The organism is Pseudomonas sp. MEJ086 (genome assembly GCF_030209025.1).
GTDB classification, from domain to species: Bacteria; Pseudomonadota; Gammaproteobacteria; order Pseudomonadales; family Pseudomonadaceae; genus Aquipseudomonas; species Aquipseudomonas fulva_A.
This window is the reverse complement of sequence record NZ_JARVSV010000026.1, coordinates 80,343-101,714: the sequence shown is the minus strand read 5'-3', so window position 1 is coordinate 101,714 and position 21,372 is coordinate 80,343. Positions and strand designations below refer to the sequence as shown.

The following is a 21,372-nucleotide window of genomic DNA, read 5'->3' as shown; positions in this document are numbered from 1 at the left end:
GCGCCGGCCAGATCAGTTTTCGTGGTGGTCGGCCACGCGACGAGCCCATTGGCTGCGTTCGCACACCCTTTCGCCCATCACCCCAGCGTATTGTCGAGGCAACTCCATGACCCTGCTCAAGTTCACCGATGTATCCCTGGCCTTTGGCGCCATGCCGCTGCTGGACAAGGTGTCTTGGCAGATCGCCCGGGGCGAGCGGGTGTGCATCATCGGTCGCAATGGCACCGGCAAGTCCAGCATGCTCAAGCTGGTCAAGGGGGATCAGAAGCCCGATGACGGTGCCGTGTGGCGCGCGCCGGGTCTGAAGATCGGCGAGTTGCCCCAGGAATTGCCGGTGGCCGACGGGCGTACCGTGTTCGACGTCGTCGCTCAGGGGCTCGACGGCGTGGGCGAGTTGCTCGCTCAGTACCACCACTTGGCACAGAACTGCGTCACCGAAGAGGACCTGAACAAGCTGATGCACGTTCAGCAGGACCTCGAAGCCCGTGATGGCTGGCGCCTGCAGCAACTGGTCGACAGCACCCTGAGCCGTCTGCAGTTGCCTGCCGACAAGACCCTGGCCCAGCTGTCCGGTGGCTGGCGCCGCCGCGTGCTGCTGGCCCAGGCGCTGGTCAGCGAGCCGGATCTGCTGCTGCTCGACGAGCCGACCAACCACCTGGACATCGGCGCGATCGCCTGGCTGGAAGAAGCCCTCAAGGATTTCCAGGGCGCCGTGCTGTTCATCACCCACGACCGTTCCTTCCTGCAGAACCTGGCCACGCGCATTCTCGAACTGGATCGCGGCGGCCTGATCGACTGGAATGGCGATTACGCCAGCTTCCTGGTGCACAAGGAGGCCGCGCTGGCCGCCGAGGAAACCGCCAACGCGCTGTTCGACAAGCGCCTGGCCCAGGAAGAGGTATGGATCCGTCAGGGCATCAAGGCCCGACGTACCCGTAACGAAGGCCGTGTGCGCGCCCTCAAGGCCCTGCGCGTGGAGCGCAGCGAGCGTCGCGAGCGCACCGGCAAGGCCAACATTCAGCTCGACACCGCGGAGAAATCCGGCAAGCAGGTGATGGTGCTGGAGAACGTCAGCTTCGCGCACCCTGGCGGGCCGTTCCTGATTCGCGATTTCTCCATGGTGCTGCAGCGCGGCGACCGTATCGGCCTGCTGGGCGCCAACGGCACCGGCAAGACCACCCTGTTGAAACTGATGCTCAATGGTCTGCAGCCGACCAGCGGCACGGTGGAAGAGGGCACCAAGATCGATGTCGCCTACTTCGATCAGTTGCGCCACCAACTGGACCTGGAAAAGACCGTCATCGACAACGTCGCCGAAGGCCGTGACTTCATCGAGATCGACGGGCAGAACCGCCACGTGCTCAGCTACCTCGGCGACTTCCTGTTCAGCCCGCAGCGTGCCCGTACGCCGGTCAAGGCGCTGTCCGGTGGCGAGCGTGCGCGTCTGCTGCTGGCCAAGCTGTTCAGCAAGCCGGCCAACCTGCTGGTCCTCGATGAGCCGACCAACGACCTCGACGTGGAAACCCTCGAACTGCTCGAGGAAGTGCTGCTGACCTTCAAGGGCACCGTGCTGATGGTCAGCCACGACCGGGCATTCCTCGACAACGTGGTCACCAGCACCCTGGTCTTCGAAGGCGAGGGCAAGGTGCGCGAGTACGTCGGTGGTTATCAGGACTGGCTGCGCCAGGGTGGTTCGCCGCGCCTGCTGGGCGTTGGCGAGACCAAATCGGGCAAGGCCGAGCTGGGTTCCGCAGTGGTCGAGGCGCCTGTCGCCGCCCCCGTTGCCGCCCCGGTGGAAAGCGCGCCGGCAGCCAAGAAGAAACTCAGCTACAAGCATCAGCGTGAGTTGGACGCCATGCCCGAGCAGATCGATGCTGCAGAGCAGAAGATCGCCGAGCTGGAAGGGCAGATCGCCGATCCTGCGTTCTATCAGCAGTCGGCAGAGCACACCGCTGCGGTGCTGGCGCAGTTGCAGGCGCAGCAGGAAGAGCTGGACCGTCTGGTCGAGCGCTGGGCTGAACTGGAAGGCTGACAATCGTCACAGGGTGGTTGGGGCTTATCGCTGCCCTGTGGGGTAAGTCGATTGCAAAACGTCAGGTTTCTGTCTGGCCGGCAAGAGCATGTTCGATGCCGTTGCAGGAGCCGTGACTCCGCGGCGATCGCCGGCCTTCACACCACTGGTGTGAAGGCCGGCCATTGCATCGCGCCGGGGGCGATGGTCCTACGCGGGTTTCTGCCTTTTACTCAGCGAGTAGCGGTCAGGCCGACGGCTTTTTCAGGCTGACGGCCAGCACGTCGCAGGGCGCGCCGTGCAGTACGTCATTGGCGGTCGAGCCGAGCAGCAGGGCCAGGCCGTGACGGCCATGGCTGCCGACGATGATCAGGTCGCAGTGCTGTTCGGAAGCCAGGCGGTGGATTTCCTGACGCGGCTGGCCGTAAGCCAGGTGGCGGCTTTCGGTGCCGAGCTGCGGGTGTTTGAGGGCGAAGGCGTCGAGGCGCTCCTTGGCCTGTTCGAACTGCTGTTGCTGCAGCATCGACAGGTCCATCGGTACGTCGCCACCAAAGGCCATGGCCATGGGTTCGACGATGTGCACCACGGACAGTTTCGCCTGGGTGCTGCTGGCCAGGGCCTGGGCGCGCTTCATTACCGGATCGCACTCCTCGGTCAGATCGACGGCGACCAGAATGTGCTGGTAGGACATGGGATTGTCTCCTTACAAGGGTGACCAATGATTTCAAGTGTGGCTGATTTGAGCATTTACCACAGGTTGCACGGTCGAGATAGAAATTATGACGGGTTGGATCGTTGTCGCACTACTGGTAGTCGCCCTTAGCCCCCTGGTCTGGCTGGTGCCGTCGCGGCGTCAGCGCGGCCAGATGGACGTTCGCATGGAGGCAAGACGCATGGGCCTGGCCATGCAGCTGGCCCGGGAAGAATGGCCGTACTGGATGACCAGTGCGCCGCCGAGCCCCTGCCCGCAATACCACCGTCCGCGGCCTCGCGGGCGGCAGGACAGCTGGTGCTACTGGCAGAAAGAGCCGGGCCTGTGGGTGAACAAATGGCAGGAGCCCTGCGCGGACAGGCCGCTTGCCGAGCAACTCGCCACGCTGCCGGGGGATGTCTACAAGGCCGAAGTGACCCCGCAGATGATCGCCTTGTTCTGGGGTGAGCGGGCGCGCCCCGAATCGTTGCAGGCTGTTGCGACTTTTCTCAAAACCCAGGCTTGAGGGTTGCTCATCAAGGGCTGTCATGACGGCTCGCTCACCTGGTCTTGCCGGGCGTAAAGCTCGGTAACCTCCATCAGCCCGCGGATGATGCTGTCCGAGTACTTGTTGACCAGAAACGGCACGCTCTTCTCGTTGTAGTTGCGCAGCGACTTCTCGATGTAGCGCCATTTGGTCGTCACCGCGTCGAGCGCCGTATCGATCCGTGCATCGTTGCCCGGCCGGTTGCGCAGTGCAGTCAGGCGGCTGGAGAAGTCAGTCACCTGATCCTCGATGGGCCGCTCGCTGCTGTCCCCGGAAAAACTCGCGCCTACCGATGCACTGCGTGCCGCGTAGCTCACGGCGATGCCTTGCATCAGCAGGCTGAGCTCTCGGGTGCTGGCGGTCTGCTCGGAGATCGCGCCGGGGTCCGTGCGCTGCAGGGCTTCGTACAGGGCCTGGCTGGTCGCCAGCACCTGGCGGTTGCGCGCGGCCATGTCGGCCACCGGCTGCAGGTCGGTATAACCCTGCTTCGCCAGGGCGGCCATCAGCTCGCTCAGATCCCGGTCATAGGCCTGCCATTGCTGCTGCAATTGGGCATGCAGGCGCGCTGCGCCAACGTCGGGGATGCCAGCCAGCGTGCTCAGTTGTTCACTGGCCTCCCGGCGGGATTCATCGATCATCCGCGCATAGCGCTGATCACCTTCCATACTGTTGTACATGTAGAAGTCGCCCAGGCTTTTCTGCGCAGCCAGGTGCAGGCGCAGCAGATGTTGCAGGTAGGGCGAGGTCTGCGCGGCAGCGGCCAGACCAGGCAGGAGCAGAAGGGTGGCGAGCAGGGTGTGCAGAGAGATGGCGCGCAGGCGTGAATGCATGCTGGAACCTCGGTGACGACATGTCGTTATTGTTGTTTTTGTCATTCGGTGGCAGCCGAATCGCGCGACTCTACCTGCGGCCTGAAATTTTGGCTAGCGGCGGATCGAGGTGCGGGCATGTCTACCGAATGATGCGTTATCGACGCCATTGATCTGCTTTTCGCCGCAGCCTCGATCGATCACCTTGAGCAGGTAGTGCGCACTGCAAGTGGCTACAGAACGCCAATTGACAATTCACGGCTTTTCCGTGAATGTGTGCTCACCCAAATCAAACGGGCGTATGAATTGAGCGTTTGCCGTTTTGGCAGTGCCCAATCCAGTCCGATATCGCATCGGTGGGTAGCGGAATTTCGGCTACGGTGTCTTGTGGCGTGAGTCTGTGGATTGACTCCGGTGTGTACTGTTCAGATTCCCTAAGCGTGGAGATCAGTTGATGATTTACGAAGGTAAAGCCATCACGGTTAAGGCTCTTGAAAGCGGCATCGTCGAACTCAAGTTCGATCTCAAGGGTGAGTCCGTCAACAAGTTCAATCGTCTGACCCTGAGCGAGCTCCGTCAGTCCGTCGACGCGATCAAGGCCGACGCCTCGATCAAAGGCGTGATCGTCAGCAGCGGCAAGGACGTGTTCATCGTCGGTGCCGACATCACCGAGTTCGTCGACAACTTCAAGCTGCCGGAAGAGCAACTGGTCTCCGGTAACCTGGAAGCCAACAGGATCTTCAGTGATTTCGAAGACCTGGCAGTGCCCACCGTCGTCGCCATCAACGGCATCGCCCTGGGTGGCGGCCTGGAAATGTGTCTGGCCGCCGATTACCGGATCATGGCCGAAGGCGCCAAGATCGGTCTGCCCGAGGTCAAGTTGGGGATCTACCCAGGCTTCGGTGGCACCGTGCGCCTGCCGCGCCTGATCGGTACCGACAACGCCGTCGAGTGGATCGCCTCCGGCAAGGAAAACCGTGCCGATGAAGCCCTCAAGGTCGGTGCGGTGGACGCCGTGGTCAGCGCTGACAAGCTGCAGGCCGGTGCCCTGGACCTGATCAAGCGCGCGATTTCCGGTGAGCTGGATTACAAGGCCAAGCGTCAGCCCAAGCTGGAAAAGCTCAAGCTCAACGCCATCGAGCAGATGATGGCCTTCGAAACCGCCAAGGGTTTCGTCGCAGGCCAGGCCGGCCCGAACTACCCGGCACCGGTCGAAGCGATCAAGACCATTCAGAAAGCCGCCAACTTCGGCCGTGACAAGGCGCTGGAAGTCGAAGCCGCCGGTTTCGCCAAGCTGGCCAAGACCTCGGTCGCGGAAAGCCTGATCGGCCTGTTCCTCAACGATCAGGAACTGAAGAAGAAAGCCAAGGCCCACGACGCCATCGCCCAGGACGTGAAACTGGCCGCTGTGCTGGGTGCCGGCATCATGGGCGGCGGTATCGCCTACCAGTCGGCGTCCAAAGGCACGCCGATCCTGATGAAGGATATCCGCGAAGAGGGGATCAAGATGGGCCTGGGCGAGGCCTCCAAGCTGCTCGGCAAGCGCGTCGAGAAGGGTCGCATGACCACCGCGCAGATGGCCGAATCGCTGAGCGCCATTCGCCCGACCATGTCCTATGGCGACTTCGGCCATGTCGACATCGTCGTCGAAGCCGTGGTCGAGAACCCCAAGGTCAAGCAGGCCGTGCTGGCTGAGGTCGAGGCGGCGGTCAAGGAGGACACCATTCTGGCCTCCAACACCTCGACCATTTCCATCAGCTTGCTGGCCAAGGCCCTCAAGCGCCCGGAAAACTTCGTCGGCATGCACTTCTTCAACCCGGTGCACATGATGCCTCTGGTCGAAGTCATCCGTGGTGAGAAGTCCAGCGAGAAGGCGGTTGCCACCACCGTGGCGTACGCCAAGAAGATGGGCAAGAACCCGATCGTGGTCAACGATTGCCCGGGCTTCCTGGTCAACCGCGTGCTGTTCCCGTACTTCGGCGGCTTCTCCAAGCTGCTCAGCTTCGGTATCGACTTCGCACGCATCGACAAGGTCATGGAGAAGTTCGGCTGGCCCATGGGCCCGGCGTATCTGTCCGACGTGGTCGGCATCGACACCGGCCACCACGGCCGTGACGTGATGGCCGAAGGCTTCCCGGATCGCATGGCGGTAGAAGGCCGCACCGCGGTCGACGTGATGTACGAAGCCAACCGCCTGGGCCAGAAGAACGGCAAGGGCTTCTACGCCTACGAGACCGACAAGCGCGGCAAGCCGAAGAAGGTCACCGACCCCGAGGCTTACGAGCTGCTCAAGTCGATCGTGGTCGAGCAGCGCGAGCTGAGCGACGAGGACATCATCAACACCATGATGATCCCGCTGTGTCTGGAAACCGTGCGCTGCCTGGAAGACGGTATCGTCGAAACGGCTGCCGAGGCCGACATGGGCCTGATCTACGGCATCGGTTTCCCACCGTTCCGCGGTGGTGCGCTGCGCTACATCGACAGTGTCGGGGTAGCCGAATTCGTGGCCCTGGCCGACAAGTACGCCGATCTGGGCGCGCTGTATCAGCCGACCGAGAAACTGCGTGAAATGGCCAAAAACGGCCAGACCTTCTTTGGTTAATCGCGCAACGATTGGAGCGAGAGTGAATTTATGAGCCTGAATCCAAGAGATGCAGTCATCGTCGACTTCGGCCGTACCCCAATGGGGCGTTCCAAGGGCGGCATGCACCGTAATACCCGTGCCGAGACCCTGTCCGCGCAACTGATCAGCAAACTGCTGGAACGCAACGACAAGGTCGATCCCAAGGAAGTCGAAGACGTCATCTGGGGTTGCGTCAACCAGACCCTGGAGCAGGGCTGGAACATCGCGCGCATGGCGTCGCTGATGACCCAGATCCCGCACACCAGTGCCGGGCAGACCGTCAGCCGCCTGTGCGGTTCGTCGATGAGCGCGCTGCACACCGCCGTGCAGGCGATCCAGACCGGTAACGGTGATGTGTTCGTGGTCGGCGGCGTGGAGCACATGGGCCACGTCGGCATGATGCACGGCGTCGACCCCAACCCGCACCTGTCGCTGTACGCTGCCAAGGCCTCCGGCATGATGGGCCTGACCGCCGAGATGCTGGGCAAGATGCACGGCATCACCCGTGAAGCTCAGGACAAGTTCGGCGTGCGTTCGCACCAGCTGGCCCACAAGGCCACTGTCGAAGGCAAGTTCAAGGACGAGATCATCCCGCTGCAGGGTTACGACGAAAACGGCTTCCTCAAGGTCTTCGACTACGACGAAACCATTCGTCCCGAAACCACCCTGGAAAGCCTGGCCAACCTCAAGCCTGCGTTCAATCCCAAGGGCGGCACCGTCACGGCGGGTACCTCCTCGCAGATCACCGATGGCGCTTCCTGCATGATCGTCATGTCCGCCCAGCGTGCTCAGGATCTCGGCATCCAGCCAATGGCAGTGGTTCGCGCCATGGCCGTGGCCGGTGTCGATCCGGCGATCATGGGTTACGGTCCGGTACCGTCCACCCAGAAGGCGCTCAAGCGCGCCGGCCTGACCATCGACGACATCGATTTCGTCGAGCTCAACGAAGCCTTCGCTGCCCAGGCCCTGCCCGTGCTGAAGGACCTCAAACTGCTCGACAAGATGGAAGAGAAGGTCAACCTGCACGGCGGCGCCATCGCTCTGGGTCACCCGTTCGGTTGTTCCGGGGCGCGTATCTCCGGTACCCTGCTGAACGTGATGAAGCAGAACAACGGTACCTTCGGCGTGGCGACCATGTGCGTCGGCCTGGGCCAGGGTATCACCACGGTGTTCGAGCGCATCTGACGTTTAGGTGGTTGCACAACCGGGGCTTCTGCCCCGGTTTTTGTTTTTTGGTCCTGCGCCCAGGATGCAGGTCATTGCGGTTCGGTTCGCTGCCTGAAATGCAGCCCGAGCCTTTTTATCGAACGAAAAATATTTCCAGAAAATTGAATGATGTCGCTGCAGCCCGGTCTCTACCGTCACTACAAAGGTCCCGAGTACCGTGTACTGGGTGTGGCCCGGCATTCCGAGACGGAAGAGGACGTGGTCGTCTACCAGGCGCTGTACGGCGAATACGGCCTGTGGGTACGCCCGTTGGAGATGTTCCAGGGCGAGGTCGAACTGGACGGCAAGCGGGTTCCGCGCTTTGCTTTTATCGAGGGCGAACCGAGCGTTTTGCGTCGTCCCTGAGGCGGCGGCAAAAAACACTCGCCCTTGACCTCGGCTTGACCGCCACTATATATAGCGGGGCCAAAGCAGGTCGCAGGGCACTCGTGGTCCGTTGGATAACGACAGGATCGATGTGGTACAAGCGGCAGCGCCACGTTTTTTCGGTGTTCGCTCTGTCGAGCGGACGCTTTCATCGTCGATGCAGCGTGCGTCGAACCGAGACACCCAATAGTTCTTTCAGGCGCTAGCCCGCCTTTCAATTACCGAATTTCAGGAATTTTCCAATCCATGGGTAAATCGCTGGTCATCGTGGAATCCCCGGCCAAGGCCAAGACCATCAACAAGTATCTGGGCAGCCAGTACGTGGTGAAGTCGAGCATCGGCCACATCCGCGACCTCCCCACCAGTGGCGGGGCGGCAGCCAAAGAGCCTGCCAAGCGCGGCAAGGCTGCAACTGGCGAAACGCCGGCCCTGTCGCCCAAGGAAAAGGCCAAGCGTCAGCTGTTCAACCGCATGGGCGTCGATCCCGAGCACGGCTGGAAGGCCAAGTACGAGATCCTGCCCGGCAAGGAAAAAGTGGTCGAGGAACTGCGTCGCCTGGCCAAGGAAGCCGACACCATCTATCTCGCGACCGACTTGGATAGAGAGGGGGAGGCGATCGCCTGGCACCTGCGCGAGTCCATTGGTGGCGACGACAGCCGCTACAAGCGCGTGGTGTTCAACGAAATCACCAAGAAGGCCATCCAGGAGGCGTTCTCCGCCCCGGGCGAGCTGGATATCAATCGGGTCAATGCCCAGCAGGCGCGCCGCTTCCTCGATCGCGTGGTGGGCTACATGGTTTCGCCGCTGCTGTGGGCGAAGATCGCCCGTGGCCTGTCCGCCGGCCGGGTGCAGTCCGTTGCCGTGAAGCTGGTGGTCGAGCGTGAGAAGGAAATCCGCGCGTTCGTCCCTGAAGAATACTGGGAAGTGCACGCCGACCTGGGCACCGCCAAGGGTGCCAACGTGCGCTTCGAAGTGGCCCGCGAGAACGGTGCGGCCTTCAAGCCGCTCAACGAAGCCCAGGCCATGGCAGCGCTGGCGACCCTCAAGGCGTCGAGCTACAGCATCGCCAAGCGTGAGGACAAACCGACCAGCAGCAAGCCGTCGGCACCGTTCATCACCTCCACGCTGCAGCAGGCCGCGAGCACGCGCCTCGGTTTCGGTGTGAAGAAGACCATGATGATGGCCCAGCGTCTCTACGAGGCGGGCTACATCACTTACATGCGTACCGACTCCACCAACCTGTCGGCCGATGCCATCGAAATGGTGCGCGGCTTCATCGATGGGGAGTACGGCAAGAAATACCTCCCGGAGAAGCCCAACGTCTACTCCAGCAAGGAGGGCGCCCAGGAGGCGCACGAAGCGATTCGTCCTTCCGACGTCAATCTGCGGCCGACCCAGCTGTCCGGCATGGAGCGCGATGCCGAGCGCCTGTACGAGCTGATCTGGCGCCAGTTCGTTGCCTGCCAGATGCTGCCGGCCGAATACCTGTCGACCACCGTCACCGTCACTGCCGCCCAGTTCGAGCTGCGTGCCAAGGGGCGTATTCTCAAGTTCGACGGTTACACCCGCGCATTGCCGCAAATCAGCAAGCCGGGCGACGACGCCGTGCTGCCGGAAATGAAAGAGGGCGAGGCGCTCAAGCTGATCAAGCTCGACCCCAGCCAGCACTTCACCAAGCCGCCGGCACGCTACTCGGAAGCCAGCCTGGTCAAGGAAATGGAGAAGCGCGGGATCGGTCGTCCGTCCACCTACGCAGCGATCATTTCCACCATTCAGGATCGTGGCTACGTGGCGTTGCACAACCGCCGCTTCTATTCGGAAAAAATGGGCGACATCGTTACCGAGCGCCTTTCCGAGAGCTTCTCCGACCTGATGGACTACGGCTTCACCGCCGGCATGGAAGAGAACCTCGATGACGTGGCCCAGGGCGAGCGCGAGTGGAAGCACCTGCTCGACGAGTTCTACGGCGACTTCAAGAAGAAGCTCGAAGTGGCCGCCGATGGCGACAATGGCATGCGTGCCAACACGCCAACGCTGACCGATATCGCGTGCCGCGATTGTGGCCGGCCGATGATGATCCGTACCGCCTCCACCGGCGTGTTCCTCGGCTGCTCGGGCTATGCCCTGCCACCGAAGGAGCGCTGCAAGGCCACCGTCAACCTGGTGCCCGGTGACGAGATCGCCGCGGATGACGAGGGCGAGTCCGAGTCCCGTGTACTGCTTGGCAAGCACCGCTGCCCGATCTGTGCGACGGCGATGGATGCCTATCTGCTGGACGAAACGCGCAAACTGCACATCTGCGGCAACAACCCGGACTGCGCCGGTTATGAGATCGAGCAGGGCCAGTTCCGCATCAAGGGCTACGAAGGGCCGAGCCTGGAGTGCGACAAGTGCGGCAGCCAGATGCAGCTCAAGACCGGGCGCTTCGGCAAGTTCTTCGGCTGCACCAACAGCGAGTGTAAGAACACCCGCAAGCTGCTGCGCAGCGGCGAGCCCGCGCCACCCAAGATGGATGCGGTGAAGATGCCGGAGCTCAAGTGCGAGAAGGTCGATGACACCTACGTGTTGCGTGATGGCGCCTCGGGCTTGTTCCTGGCTGCCAGCCAGTTCCCGAAAAACCGCGAGACCCGTGCACCGCTGGTGCTCGAACTGATCCCGCACAAGGACGAGATCGATCCGAAGTACCACTTCCTGATCGATGCGCCGGCCAAGGATCCTGAAGGTCGCGCTGCGGTCATCCGTTACAGCCGCAAGACCAAGGAGCAGTACGTACAGACCGAAGTGGACGGCAAGCCCACCGGCTGGAAGGCGTTCTTCGACGGCGGCAAGTGGAAGGTCGAAGACAAGCGTTGATCCGCGCCAGGCACGCTCTCGTGGAGCGTGCCTGAGGCTATCTGGAGAGTGCATATGGCTGGCGAACTGTATACCCGCACCAATCAGAAGATTTTCTACGCCGGGCTCTCTCTGGAGTCCTGGCGCAAGGCTGAAGAGGGCCGGGCGATGAATGCCCAGGCGTTGGTGCAGGCCGAGCGAGAGGCCACGCTGTTTCACCTGTATGGGGCGCTATTGGGCCTCTGCCACGAGATCGCCGGCTTCTATCGCTTGCCGAACAGCGGTGCCGCGCGGGCCGAACTGCTGCTGGATCGCCAGAACCTGGCGGCTGCACCGACCCCGGAGCTTGCCGAGCTGGTGGAGCTGTCCGAGAACGCGCACACCTGGCTCGGCCAGTTGCTGGCGGCCCATGCGCAACTGTTCAAGCCACCGCGTCCACCACGTGAAGCCAAGGCCGATCCTGGCGCTACATCGCTGATCGAAGCGGTGAGCCTGGATGAGGAGTTGCCTGTTCTCGAGCGGGAAACCCTGGAGAGCTGGCGGCAGGAGCTCAAGGCGCTGGCGCAGCGTTTTCGCGTCGGCCTCAGCGAATGGTAAGCGTGTCGCTTGCCGTTGATTGAAAGCCCGTTCAGCACCTGGCGGTTTTTTCGCCAAGCGATCGAGCGGAGCGGCTGCTACAATGCGCGGCCTTTCGTGGAGAATCCGAGTTATGCCTACTTCCTTCCTTGAAATCGTCGAACTGCCCGATGGGCGTATTGCCCTGCGTCGAGCCGATGATGAGGAAGCACTGGTGGTGCTGGACTTCTCCGAAGATGCCAAGGCCTTTCTCCAGGGCCAGCATGTGGAAGTCGCCAAGGCGATGCTCAATGTCGGCGTGCAAATGGCCGGCAGAATGGCAGAGGGCGATTTCGAGCAGGAAGACGAGCAGCCTCGCGTCCTGCACTGATTCGGTTTTCTACCCGCGCCCCTCGAGGGAGAGCAGGTAGAAAAGCGAGGCTTCAGTTGTGATCATTTCTCTGTAACCGCGGATCAGCCCAGGCTGATGTTCAGGCTTTGCGCCTGACCGAGGCGTGCTGCCGCTTCCAGTTGCTGGCGCGCGTGCTGGGGCAGGGGATGCAACCAGCTCACTACCGTATGGCTACGGCCAAGCTTCAAGGCTTCCTGAGCCAGTAGCAGGGCGCTCTGGCTGTTGCGCGGGTGCAACAGCAGAATCCGCTCACGGTTCAGGCCTGCATCGCGCAGCCAGCTCTGGGTCAGGCTGGCCGGTGGGGCGATCAGGGTCAGCCAGCGTTCGTCGTCCTTCTCGCTCAGTTCCCGCAGCATGGGAGCCAGCAGTGTCAGACAGTTACCCGCAGCACCTCTCAGCGACACCTCGCTGAACGTGGTTTCCTGGGCTACCGGTTCGGGCTCGACCACTGCGAGGGTCGAGGCCAGAAAGGCATCGAACAGCGGAAGTTGGGTACGGCTCAGTGACTGAGGGAACTGCATAAAGCCTCCATTAGCGGCGTATGACGCCGACACTCAAGCCTTCGATGATCAGCTCCTGTTCTTCCAGGTTCACTTCGATCGGGGCGAATTCTGGGTTCTCGGCCAGCAACCAGACGGTGTTGCCTTCACGTTTGAAGCGTTTGACCGTTACTTCATCATCGATGCGCGCGACCACGACCTGGCCGTTGCGTGCTTCGCTGGTGGTGTGTACGGCAAGCAGGTCACCGTCGACGATGCCGATGTCCTTCATGCTCATGCCGCGCACTCGCAGCAGGTAATCGGCCTTGGGGCGGAAGAAGTCCGGGTTGATCCGGCAGGCTTCCTCTATATGCTGTTGAGCGAGGATCGGCGCACCGGCAGCGACCCGACCGATCACCGGCAGTCCTTCTTCCTCGACCTGATTGGGCTCGAAGCCAGGAATGCGGATGCCGCGAGAGGCGCCCGGGGTCATCTCGATCGCGCCTTTGCGTGCAAGGGCCTTGAGGTGTTCCTCGGCGGCGTTCGGCGACTTGAAACCGAGCGCCTGGGCGATCTCTGCACGAGTCGGCGGGTAGCCATTGTCTTCCAGGCATTGCTTGATGAAGGCGAGGATTTCGGCTTGGCGGGGCGTCAGCTTGATCATGTGGGCGGCTCTGTCTTTTTATACAGTGACTGGGATTATATACAGTAAGCGGCGCTTGGCAATCCATTGATGTGCGTTGCGCCTGTGTTATCCGCCAGGCGGCGTTCCGGGCTATGCTCAGCGTGCCTTTGTGCAAACCCGGCCGGGATGGCCGCGACGCTATCGCCAAATGATGACTGAGCATCCAGAATACGGCCTGCGCGACTTGACAGGCGTGCGCGCTGAAACGTATGTTTCAAACACTTGTTTGTCGGATGGATGTCATGGCGCAATCGGAAACCGTTGAACGCATTCTGGATGCCGCGGAACAATTGTTCGCGGAGAAGGGGTTCGCCGAGACGTCGTTGCGCCTGATCACCAGCAAGGCTGGGGTCAATCTGGCCGCCGTCAATTACCACTTCGGCTCGAAGAAGGCCCTGATCCAGGCGGTCTTCTCGCGTTTTCTCGGGCCATTCTGCGCGAGCCTCGAGCGTGAACTCGACAAGCGCCAGAGCAAGCCCGGAGTGACCTTCAGCCTCGAGGAACTGCTCGAGTTGCTGGTCGAGCAGACCCTGGCGGTGAAGCCGCGCAGTGGCAACGACCTGTCCATCTTCATGCGCCTGCTTGGCCTGGCTTTCAGTCAGAGCCAGGGGCATCTGCGCAAATACCTCGAAGAAGTCTACGGCAAGGTGTTCCGCCGCTACATGCTGCTGGTGCACGAGGCCGCGCCTGGCATTCCCCCGCTGGAACTGTTCTGGCGTGTGCATTTCATGCTCGGCGCCGCGGCGTTCAGCATGTCCGGTATCAAGGCGCTGCGCGCCATGGCCGAAAGCGACTTCGGCGTGGATACCTCCATCGAGCAGGTCATGCGCCTGATGGTGCCGTTTCTCGCCGCGGGCATGCGCTCCGAAAGTGGCGTGACCGACGAGCGTCTGGCCGCCGCGCAGATCATCCCGCGCAGCAAGGGCCCGGCCATCACCAAGGCCTGATCGCCTTGCCCGGCTTGCCGGTGGCTTGTCGCTGCCCCTAAGCTAGCGCCCCTGTCAGTCGCTGCTTCCTGCATCGCCCAGGTTCGGGCGAGCGTTTGCCAATCGCTGTGCCTGCTCGCTCGCCGAATACGGAACCTGTGCGTGCGATGCGGTCCCATGGCTGTTCCTGCATGTATGCAGGCAGAACCGCAGAGCTGCTGCAAGATTTTCCCTGGTGCCCGCTCGAGGCGTGGCGCTGATCGATGAAGCGCCTCGCTCCGGTCGAGCGGGGCGGCCACTCAATTAAGGATTACCCGTTGTGAGTACCCCCCTGTATGGCTCCCTGATGGTGGATATCGCCGGCACCTGGCTGACTGCCGAAGACCGGCAGTTGCTGCGCCAGCCGGAAGTCGGCGGCCTGATCATCTTCGCCCGCAATATCGAGAACCCGCGTCAGGTGCGTGAGCTGTCGCAGGCCATTCGTGCCGTGCGCCCGGATCTGTTGCTCGCCGTGGATCAGGAGGGCGGCCGCGTGCAGCGTCTGCGTGAAGGCTTCGTGCGTCTGCCAGCGATGCGCGCCATTGCGGGCTGCGCCGATGCGCAGAATCTGGCGCGACAGTGCGGCTGGCTGATGGCGACCGAAGTCCTGGCAGTGGGCCTGGACCTGAGTTTCGCGCCGGTGCTGGACCTCGATCACCAGCGCAGTGCGGTGGTCGGCCACCGAGCCTTCGAGGGCGACCCCGAGCGTGCCACCCAGTTGGCTGGGGCGTTCATTCGCGGCATGGCGGAGGCAGGCATGGCGGCGACCGGCAAGCACTTCCCCGGTCATGGCTGGGCGGAAGCCGACTCCCATGTGGCGATTCCAACCGACGAGCGCAGTCTGGATGCAATCCGTCAGACCGACCTGCGACCCTTCGCGGCCCTGAGCCGTGACCTGGCGGCAGTGATGCCGGCCCATGTCATCTACCCGCAGGTCGACAGTCAGCCTGCTGGCTTCTCGCGCCGCTGGCTGCAGGACATCCTGCGCGGCGAGCTGGGTTTCGAGGGGGTGATTTTCAGCGATGATCTGTCGATGGCTGGCGCCCATGTAGTTGGCGACGCCGCCAGCCGCATCGAGGCGGCCCTGACGGCCGGTTGCGACATGGGGCTGGTGTGCAACGACCGTGCAGCTGCAGAGCTCGCGCTGTCGGCAGCCCAACGCCTGGGTGTGGTTGCGCCCAAAGGCCTGGCCGGCATGCGCCGTCGCGCCTTCCCCGGCACCGACTATCGCCAGGACCCGCGCTGGGCTCAGGCGTTGTCGGCATTGCGGGCAGCGCAGTTGGTGGAGTGAGCGCAAAGCCGGTATGGGTGGTGATATGGCCAGTTGGTGGGCTGAAGCCCACCCTACAGCTCTAAGGATCGCAGCGGATCAATGTGGGAGCGGGCCTGGCGCGCCGCTACTCTCGATGCTTGCCGGAATCTGAGGTGGTGGCGGGGCAGTTGGTGGGCTGAAGCCCACCCTACAGCTCTAAGGCTCGCAGCGGATCAATGTGGGAGCGGGCCGTGCCCGGGATTCGCGCCTGGCTCGCTGCCACTCTCGGTGCTTGCCGGGATCTGAGGTGGTGGCGGGGCAGTTGGTGGGCTGAAGCCCACCCTACAGCTCTAAGGCTCGCAGCGGATCATCGTGGGAGCGGGCCGTGCCCGCGATTCGCGCGCCTGGCGCGCTGCCACTCTCGGTGGCTGAGGTGGCGGCGGGGCTGATGTGTAGGGTGGGCTTTAGCCCACCAAATCGAGTGTCGAAGCTGGTGTAGGCCGCCTCACCAAGCCTCGGTCATCCCTTCGCTCGATACTGGCCACAAGCGATCAGGGCCGCTTGTGCGGCCCTGATCGTTTTCAGTCCTTCACCGTCGCCAGCAGGCGTTCGAGCAAGGCTTCCAGCGTGTTGAAGCGTTCTTCCGCCCGCTCCATGGGGATGGAGAAGCGGAACAGCGTGGCGCCTTCGAACTTGTAGCGGTTCGGCGCGCTCTGGATCAGCTTGATCAGCGTCAGCGGATCGACCGGGGTTTCCGCTGCGAACTCGATGCGCCCACCCTGCGGCCCGGCATCGATCTTCTTGATGCCCAGGCGCTCGGCCTGCAGCTTGAGCAGGGTCAGGCGCACCAGATGCTTGGCCGGCTCGGGGAGCAGGCCGAAGCGGTCGATCATTTCCACCTGCAGCTCTTTGAGGCCGTCCTCGTCGGTGGCGTTGGCGATGCGTTTGTAGAGGATCAGGCGGGCGTGCACGTCCGGCAGGTAGTCCTCGGGGATCAGTGCCGGCACGCGCAGGTTGATTTCCGGCCCGCCGCCCAGCGGTTGGTCGAGGTTGGGCTGCTCGCCCTTGCGGATCGACTTGACCGCGCGCTCGAGCATTTCCATGTACAGGGTGAAGCCCACGGCCTGGATCTGCCCGCTCTGGCCGTCGCCGAGCAGTTCGCCCGCGCCGCGGATTTCCAGGTCGTGGGTGGCGAGCACGAAGCCGGCACCGAGGTCCTGGGCATTGGCGATGGCTTCGAGGCGTTTCTGCGCGTCGTCGGTCATTTGCTTGCGCGGTGGCGTCAGCAGGTAGGCATAGGCCTGGTGGTGGCTGCGCCCGACGCGGCCGCGCAGTTGGTGCAGCTGAGCCAGGCCGAATTTGTCGGCGCGCTCGATGATGATGGTGTTGGCGCTGGGCACGTCGATGCCCGTCTCGATGATGGTCGAGGCGATCAGTACGTTGAAGCGCTTGTGGTAGAAATCGCCCATCACCTGTTCCAGCTCGCGCTCGTGCATCTGCCCATGGCCGATGCCGATGCGCGCTTCAGGCACCAGGGCGGCCAGATCCGCGGCGCACTTCTCGATGCTCTTCACGTCGTTGTGCAGGTAGTACACCTGGCCACCGCGCAGCAGTTCGCGCAGCAGCGCCTCCTTGATCGTCGGGTTGTTCTGCTCCATGACGAAGGTGCGCACCGAAAGGCGGCGGGCAGGCGGCGTGGCGATGATCGACAGGTCGCGCATGCCGGAGACGGCCATGTTCAGGGTGCGCGGAATCGGCGTGGCGGTGAGGGTGAGGATGTCCACCTCGCTGCGCAGCGCCTTGAGGACTTCCTTCTGGCGTACCCCGAAGCGGTGTTCTTCGTCGATGATCACCAGGCCCAGGTTCTTGATCTTGACGTCATCCTGCAGCAGCTTGTGGGTGCCGATGATGATGTCGATCTTGCCGTCGGCGAGCTGCTCGATCGCCGCGTTGACTTCCTTGGCGCTCTTGAAGCGGCTCATCACCTCGACGGTTACCGGCCAGTCGGCGAAGCGGTCGCGGAAGCTGTTGTAGTGCTGCTGGGCGAGCAGGGTAGTGGGCACCAGAATCGCGACCTGGCGACCGCCGTGTACGGCGATGAAGGCCGCGCGCATGGCCACTTCGGTCTTGCCGAAGCCGACGTCGCCGCACACCAGGCGATCCATCGGTTTGGGGGCGAGCATGTCGTCGCGCACCGCCTCGATGGCGCTCTGCTGGTCCGGCGTCTCTTCGAACGGGAAGCCAGCGCTGAAGGTTTCGTAGTCCGCCTTGGGGTCGTTGAAGGCATAGCCTTCGCGGGCGGCGCGACGGGCATAGATGTCGAGCAGCTCGGCAGCGACGTCGCGGACCTGCTCGGCGGCCTTGCGCTTGGCCTTCTGCCAGACTTCCGAGCCGAGGCGGTGCAGCGGCGCCAGGGCATCGTCGCTGCCGGTGTAGCGGGCGATCAGGTGCAGGCTGGCGACCGGCACGTAGAGCTTGGCTTCCTCGGCGTACATCAGGGCGAGGAACTCCGCGGCCTGGCCATCGAACTCCATCGTCACCAAGCCCAGGTAACGGCCCACGCCATGATCGATATGCACCACCGGCGCGCCTTCGCGCAGCTCGGTAAGGTTCTTGATGACGTTGTCGCCGCCGTCGCGGGTCTTTTCACGACGCCGGCGCTGCATGACGCGTTGGCCGAACAGCGGGCTTTCCGCGATCAGCGCGATGTTTTCGAGCTGCAGACCTTCGTCGAGTGGCGCGATGGTGATGCCCAGGCGCTCCTTGCTCGCGCAGAACTGCGGCCAGCCATCGACTTCCTTGGGTTTGAGCTTCAGGCGCGCCAGCAGCTCCAGCAGCACTTCACGGCGCCCGGCGGATTCCGCGCAGAACAGCACGCGGCCCGGGTATTCCTCGATGAAGCGGCGCAGCGCGGCCAGCGGCTCGCTGGTTTTCGCCTGGATCGCCAGATCGGGCAGGGCGCTGGCTTCGAAGCGCGTGCGGCCGACGCCCGGCTCGATGTCGTCGGCGCTGACGACCACGCGCGGCCAGTCCTTCAGGCGTGCGAAGCAGTCCTCGACCGGCAGGAAGATATCCGCCGGTGGCAACAGCGGACGCTCCGGATCGACGCGGCGTTCGTCATAGCGGTTGCGCGCGTCGGCCCAGAACTGCTCGGCGGCCTTTTCGATGCCGGGCAGCGAGAACACCTGGGTGTCCTGGGGCAGGTAGTCGAAGAGGGTGGCGGTTTCTTCGAAGAACAGCGGCAGGTAGTACTCGATACCGGCCGGGGTAATGCCGGTGGAGAGATCCTGGTAGATCGGGCAGCGCCTGAAGTCGACGTCGAAGCGCTCGCGAAAGCGCCCGCGGAAATCGGTGACGGCCTTCTTCTCGAGCGGGAATTCGCGTGCCGGCAGCAGCTTGATCGACTCGACCTTGTCGATGGAGCGCTGGGTCTCCGGGTCGAAGGTGCGCAGGGTTTCGATCTCGTCATCGAACAGGTCGATGCGGAACGGCAACTTGCTGCCCATGGGGAACAGGTCGATCAGCGCGCCACGCACGGCGAATTCACCGTGCTCATAGACGGTATCCACGCAGCGGTAGCCGGAGGCTTCCAGGCGCAAGCGCATGTCGTTGACGTCGATGCGCTGACCGACGTCCAGCACCAGGCTGCTACCGAGCAGAAAGCGCGTTGGCGCCAGGCGATGCAGTGCCGTGGTGATGGGCACCACCAGTACGCCGTGCTTGAGTTCGGGCAGGCGATACAGCGCCGAGATGCGCTGGGAGATGATGTCCTGATGCGGCGAGAACAGGTCGTAGGGCAGGGTTTCCCAGTCGGGGAAATGCAGCACCGGCAACTCCGGCGCGAAGAAGCTCAGTTCCTGCTCCAGGCGCTCGGCACTCTGGCTATCGGCGGTGAGCAGCAGGGTGAAGCGCTTCGCAGCGCTGGCCGCTTCGGCAATGGCCAGGCTCAGCGCGGCACCGGGCAGGTTGCCCCAGTGTTGTTTACCGGCGGTGGCCGGCAAGGACGGCAGACGCAGTACAGGCACAGGTGGCTCGCGATTGGTAACGATTTGGCCCCCGATTGTAACTATCCGCGAGGATGGCTGTCAGTGTTTCGACCGCTGCAGATTGCCGACCAATGTGTGTGTCGTCATAATGTAGCCCCTTTTTTCAGCCCCTACATGTGGAAGGTATTGCCGTGACTCAGAAGCCCGACCAGTGTCTTGGTGAATGGATTGACCGTGAAGCCCTCGCCGAGGCGATGATTCCGCTGATTGGTCAGCTATACCGCAACAACAATGTGGTGCTGTCGATCCATGGCCGCAGCCTGATCAACCGTTCGGTCATCGAGATCCTCAAGGCGCATCGCTTCGCTCGCCACCGTCAGGCTGACGAGAATGGCCTGGCCGTCCATGATACTTACGCCGTACTCAAGGCCATGAGCGAGCTCAAGCTGGGTGCAGCTTCCGTCGACCTGGGCAAGATGGTCGGCAAGTTCAAGGCCGAAGGCCAGGGCCGCAGCATCGAGCAGTTCGTCCGTGACGAGCTCGCCGACGTGGCAAACCAGCAGAACGCCTCGCCGCGCAAAGGCACCGACGTTGTCCTGTATGGCTTCGGTCGTATCGGCCGTCTGCTGGCCCGCATTCTGATCGAGCACACCGGTGGTGGCGACGGCCTGCGTCTGCGCGCCATCGTCGTGCGCAAGGGCGCCGAGAATGACCTGGTCAAGCGCGCCAGCCTGCTGCGCCGCGACTCGGTGCATGGCAAGTTCGATGGCACCATCACCATCGACGAAGAAAACAGCACCCTGACCGCCAACGGCAACCTGATCCAGGTGATCTACGCCAAGGATCCGTCGGCCATCGACTACACCCAGTACGGCATCAAGGATGCGCTGCTCGTCGACAACACCGGCGTATGGCGTGATGCCGAGGGCCTCGGCCAGCACCTCAAGTGCCCAGGTGTCGATCGCGTCGTGCTGACCGCTCCGGGCAAGGGCGCTCTGAAGAACATCGTGCATGGCATCAACCACGGCGAAATCACCGCTGATGACAAGATCGTCTCGGCCGCTTCGTGCACCACCAACGCCATCGTGCCGGTGCTCAAGGCCGTCAACGACAAGTACGGCATCGTCAATGGCCACGTCGAAACCGTTCACTCGTACACCAACGACCAGAACCTGATCGACAACTTCCATAAAGGCAGCCGTCGTGGTCGTAGTGCCGCGCTGAACATGGTCATCACCGAAACCGGCGCGGCCACCGCTGCTGCCAAGGCGCTGCCGGTTCTCAAGGGCAAGCTGACCGGTAATGCGATCCGCGTTCCGACGCCGAACGTGTCCATGGCGATTCTCAACCTGAACCTCGAGAAGGCCACCAGTCGCGAAGAAATCAACGAGTACCTGCGCCAGATGGCCATGCACTCCGACCTGCAGAAACAGATCGATTTCGTCAGCTCCCAGGAAGTGGTGTCCACCGACTTCGTCGGCTCGCGCCACGCCGGTGTGGTCGATGCCGAAGCCACCATCGCCAACGACAACCGTGTCGTGCTCTACGTCTGGTACGACAACGAGTTCGGCTACAGCTGCCAGGTGGTTCGCGTGATGGAAGACATGGCAGGCGTCAACCCACCTGCATTCCCGCGCTGATCACGGCGACCCGCAGCACGAGATAGGAGCCTTCGGGCTCCTATTTTTTTTGCCTGCTGTTTTGTCCGTGTCACTGCTGTCTTTGATGCCGGGAGGAGGGCGGTGCGGCGTTATGTCGCCGGTCGCCGAGCTCGTCGGCGTTAATTTCCTGTTGCGTTCTGTAACGGAAATCCGAAAAAAGCCAACCGCTTGGGTGGCGTCAGGTTGTCGCACAACTTTATAATCCCGGAGATTTCTTACCTGCGCTCAACATCTCCCGCGGCAATAGTGATATTGGCGTGCGTCCTGCCTT

16 protein-coding genes are annotated in these 21,372 nt (G+C 62.8%); 11 read left to right on the top strand and 5 right to left on the bottom strand.

What is annotated here, in order from left to right; genetic code table 11:
* Positions 1 to 106: 106 nt before the first annotated feature.
* The gene (locus QRN22_RS17510; RefSeq protein WP_042555590.1) at positions 107 to 2,032 is read left to right on the top strand and encodes an ATP-binding cassette domain-containing protein; all 1,926 of its coding nucleotides are present in this window, start codon (positions 107 to 109) and stop codon (positions 2,030 to 2,032) included.
* Between the two features lie 226 nt (positions 2,033 to 2,258).
* On the opposite strand, the gene QRN22_RS17505 is transcribed toward QRN22_RS17510, so the two are convergent.
* Positions 2,259 to 2,702, bottom strand: a complete 444-nt coding sequence (locus tag QRN22_RS17505) for a universal stress protein (RefSeq protein ID WP_042555591.1) — start codon at positions 2,700 to 2,702, stop codon at positions 2,259 to 2,261.
* 88 nt (positions 2,703 to 2,790) lie between these two features.
* On the opposite strand from QRN22_RS17505, the gene QRN22_RS17500 reads away from it, so the two are divergent.
* Positions 2,791 to 3,228 carry a hypothetical protein gene (locus QRN22_RS17500; RefSeq protein WP_042555592.1) on the top strand — a complete coding sequence of 146 codons (438 nt, stop codon included), beginning with the start codon at positions 2,791 to 2,793 and terminating at the stop codon, positions 3,226 to 3,228.
* A 20-nt stretch (positions 3,229 to 3,248) separates the two neighbouring features.
* Here QRN22_RS17500 and QRN22_RS17495 read toward each other — a convergent pair whose 3' ends face one another.
* Positions 3,249 to 4,079 (bottom strand): hypothetical protein, encoded by an 831-nt coding sequence (locus tag QRN22_RS17495; protein ID WP_042555593.1) that lies wholly within the window; start codon positions 4,077 to 4,079, stop codon positions 3,249 to 3,251.
* A 433-nt stretch (positions 4,080 to 4,512) separates the two neighbouring features.
* Between QRN22_RS17495 and fadB the strand changes: the two genes are divergently transcribed.
* The 6 genes from fadB (at position 4,513) to QRN22_RS17465 (ending at position 12,052) form a co-directional block, all read left to right on the top strand.
* Positions 4,513 to 6,660, top strand: coding sequence for a fatty acid oxidation complex subunit alpha FadB (gene fadB / locus QRN22_RS17490; protein ID WP_042555594.1), 2,148 nt, complete (start codon positions 4,513 to 4,515; stop codon positions 6,658 to 6,660).
* 30 nt (positions 6,661 to 6,690) lie between these two features.
* Positions 6,691 to 7,866 (top strand): acetyl-CoA C-acyltransferase FadA, encoded by a 1,176-nt coding sequence (gene fadA, locus QRN22_RS17485; RefSeq protein ID WP_042555595.1) that lies wholly within the window; start codon positions 6,691 to 6,693, stop codon positions 7,864 to 7,866.
* A gap of 150 nt (positions 7,867 to 8,016) precedes the next feature.
* Positions 8,017 to 8,253: a DUF1653 domain-containing protein gene (locus QRN22_RS17480; protein ID WP_042555817.1), complete on the top strand. Its 237-nt coding sequence runs from the start codon at positions 8,017 to 8,019 to the stop codon at positions 8,251 to 8,253.
* Positions 8,254 to 8,520: 267 nt separating this feature from the next.
* Entirely contained in the window at positions 8,521 to 11,127 is a 2,607-nt protein-coding gene (gene topA / locus QRN22_RS17475; RefSeq protein WP_042555596.1) for a type I DNA topoisomerase, read from the top strand.
* 54 nt (positions 11,128 to 11,181) lie between these two features.
* The gene (locus QRN22_RS17470; RefSeq protein ID WP_042555597.1) at positions 11,182 to 11,703 is read left to right on the top strand and encodes a DUF6586 family protein; all 522 of its coding nucleotides are present in this window, start codon (positions 11,182 to 11,184) and stop codon (positions 11,701 to 11,703) included.
* Positions 11,704 to 11,815: 112 nt separating this feature from the next.
* Entirely contained in the window at positions 11,816 to 12,052 is a 237-nt protein-coding gene (locus tag QRN22_RS17465) for a hypothetical protein (protein ID WP_042555598.1), read from the top strand.
* 83 nt (positions 12,053 to 12,135) lie between these two features.
* Here the strand turns inward: QRN22_RS17465 and sulA are convergent, their stop codons facing one another.
* Positions 12,136 to 12,594 (bottom strand): SOS-induced cell division inhibitor SulA, encoded by a 459-nt coding sequence (gene sulA / locus QRN22_RS17460; protein WP_042555599.1) that lies wholly within the window; start codon positions 12,592 to 12,594, stop codon positions 12,136 to 12,138.
* 10 nt (positions 12,595 to 12,604) lie between these two features.
* Positions 12,605 to 13,216, bottom strand: coding sequence for a transcriptional repressor LexA (gene lexA, locus QRN22_RS17455; protein ID WP_042555600.1), 612 nt, complete (start codon positions 13,214 to 13,216; stop codon positions 12,605 to 12,607).
* A gap of 263 nt (positions 13,217 to 13,479) precedes the next feature.
* Between lexA and QRN22_RS17450 the strand changes: the two genes are divergently transcribed.
* Together QRN22_RS17450 and nagZ are read left to right on the top strand one after the other, a co-directional pair.
* Positions 13,480 to 14,184: a TetR/AcrR family transcriptional regulator gene (locus QRN22_RS17450; protein WP_042555601.1), complete on the top strand. Its 705-nt coding sequence runs from the start codon at positions 13,480 to 13,482 to the stop codon at positions 14,182 to 14,184.
* 310 nt (positions 14,185 to 14,494) lie between these two features.
* Entirely contained in the window at positions 14,495 to 15,493 is a 999-nt protein-coding gene (gene nagZ / locus QRN22_RS17445; RefSeq protein ID WP_197077049.1) for a beta-N-acetylhexosaminidase, read from the top strand.
* A gap of 542 nt (positions 15,494 to 16,035) precedes the next feature.
* On the opposite strand, the gene mfd is transcribed toward nagZ, so the two are convergent.
* On the bottom strand, positions 16,036 to 19,479 hold the full coding sequence (gene mfd, locus QRN22_RS17440) for a transcription-repair coupling factor (RefSeq protein WP_042555603.1): 3,444 nt from the start codon (positions 19,477 to 19,479) through the stop codon (positions 16,036 to 16,038).
* A gap of 152 nt (positions 19,480 to 19,631) precedes the next feature.
* Here mfd and QRN22_RS17435 point away from each other — a divergent pair, with 152 nt between their 5' ends.
* Entirely contained in the window at positions 19,632 to 21,080 is a 1,449-nt protein-coding gene (locus tag QRN22_RS17435; protein ID WP_042555604.1) for a glyceraldehyde-3-phosphate dehydrogenase, read from the top strand.
* Positions 21,081 to 21,372 lie beyond the last annotated feature (292 nt).

Bases quoted from the DNA above. Each gene is read 5' to 3' on its own strand.
- topA (WP_042555596.1), top strand. From the start codon at position 8,521: ATGGGTAAATCGCTGGTCATCGTGGAATCCCCGGCCAAGGCCAAGACC.
- QRN22_RS17495 (WP_042555593.1), bottom strand. From the start codon at position 4,079: ATGCATTCACGCCTGCGCGCCATCTCTCTGCACACCCTGCTCGCCACC.
- QRN22_RS17450 (WP_042555601.1), top strand. From the start codon at position 13,480: ATGGCGCAATCGGAAACCGTTGAACGCATTCTGGATGCCGCGGAACAA.
- QRN22_RS17470 (WP_042555597.1), top strand. From the start codon at position 11,182: ATGGCTGGCGAACTGTATACCCGCACCAATCAGAAGATTTTCTACGCC.
- fadB (WP_042555594.1), top strand. From the start codon at position 4,513: ATGATTTACGAAGGTAAAGCCATCACGGTTAAGGCTCTTGAAAGCGGC.
- QRN22_RS17480 (WP_042555817.1), top strand. From the start codon at position 8,017: ATGTCGCTGCAGCCCGGTCTCTACCGTCACTACAAAGGTCCCGAGTAC.
- QRN22_RS17465 (WP_042555598.1), top strand. From the start codon at position 11,816: ATGCCTACTTCCTTCCTTGAAATCGTCGAACTGCCCGATGGGCGTATT.
- QRN22_RS17510 (WP_042555590.1), top strand. From the start codon at position 107: ATGACCCTGCTCAAGTTCACCGATGTATCCCTGGCCTTTGGCGCCATG.
- QRN22_RS17500 (WP_042555592.1), top strand. From the start codon at position 2,791: ATGACGGGTTGGATCGTTGTCGCACTACTGGTAGTCGCCCTTAGCCCC.
- lexA (WP_042555600.1), bottom strand. From the start codon at position 13,216: ATGATCAAGCTGACGCCCCGCCAAGCCGAAATCCTCGCCTTCATCAAG.
- sulA (WP_042555599.1), bottom strand. From the start codon at position 12,594: ATGCAGTTCCCTCAGTCACTGAGCCGTACCCAACTTCCGCTGTTCGAT.
- QRN22_RS17505 (WP_042555591.1), bottom strand. From the start codon at position 2,702: ATGTCCTACCAGCACATTCTGGTCGCCGTCGATCTGACCGAGGAGTGC.
- fadA (WP_042555595.1), top strand. From the start codon at position 6,691: ATGAGCCTGAATCCAAGAGATGCAGTCATCGTCGACTTCGGCCGTACC.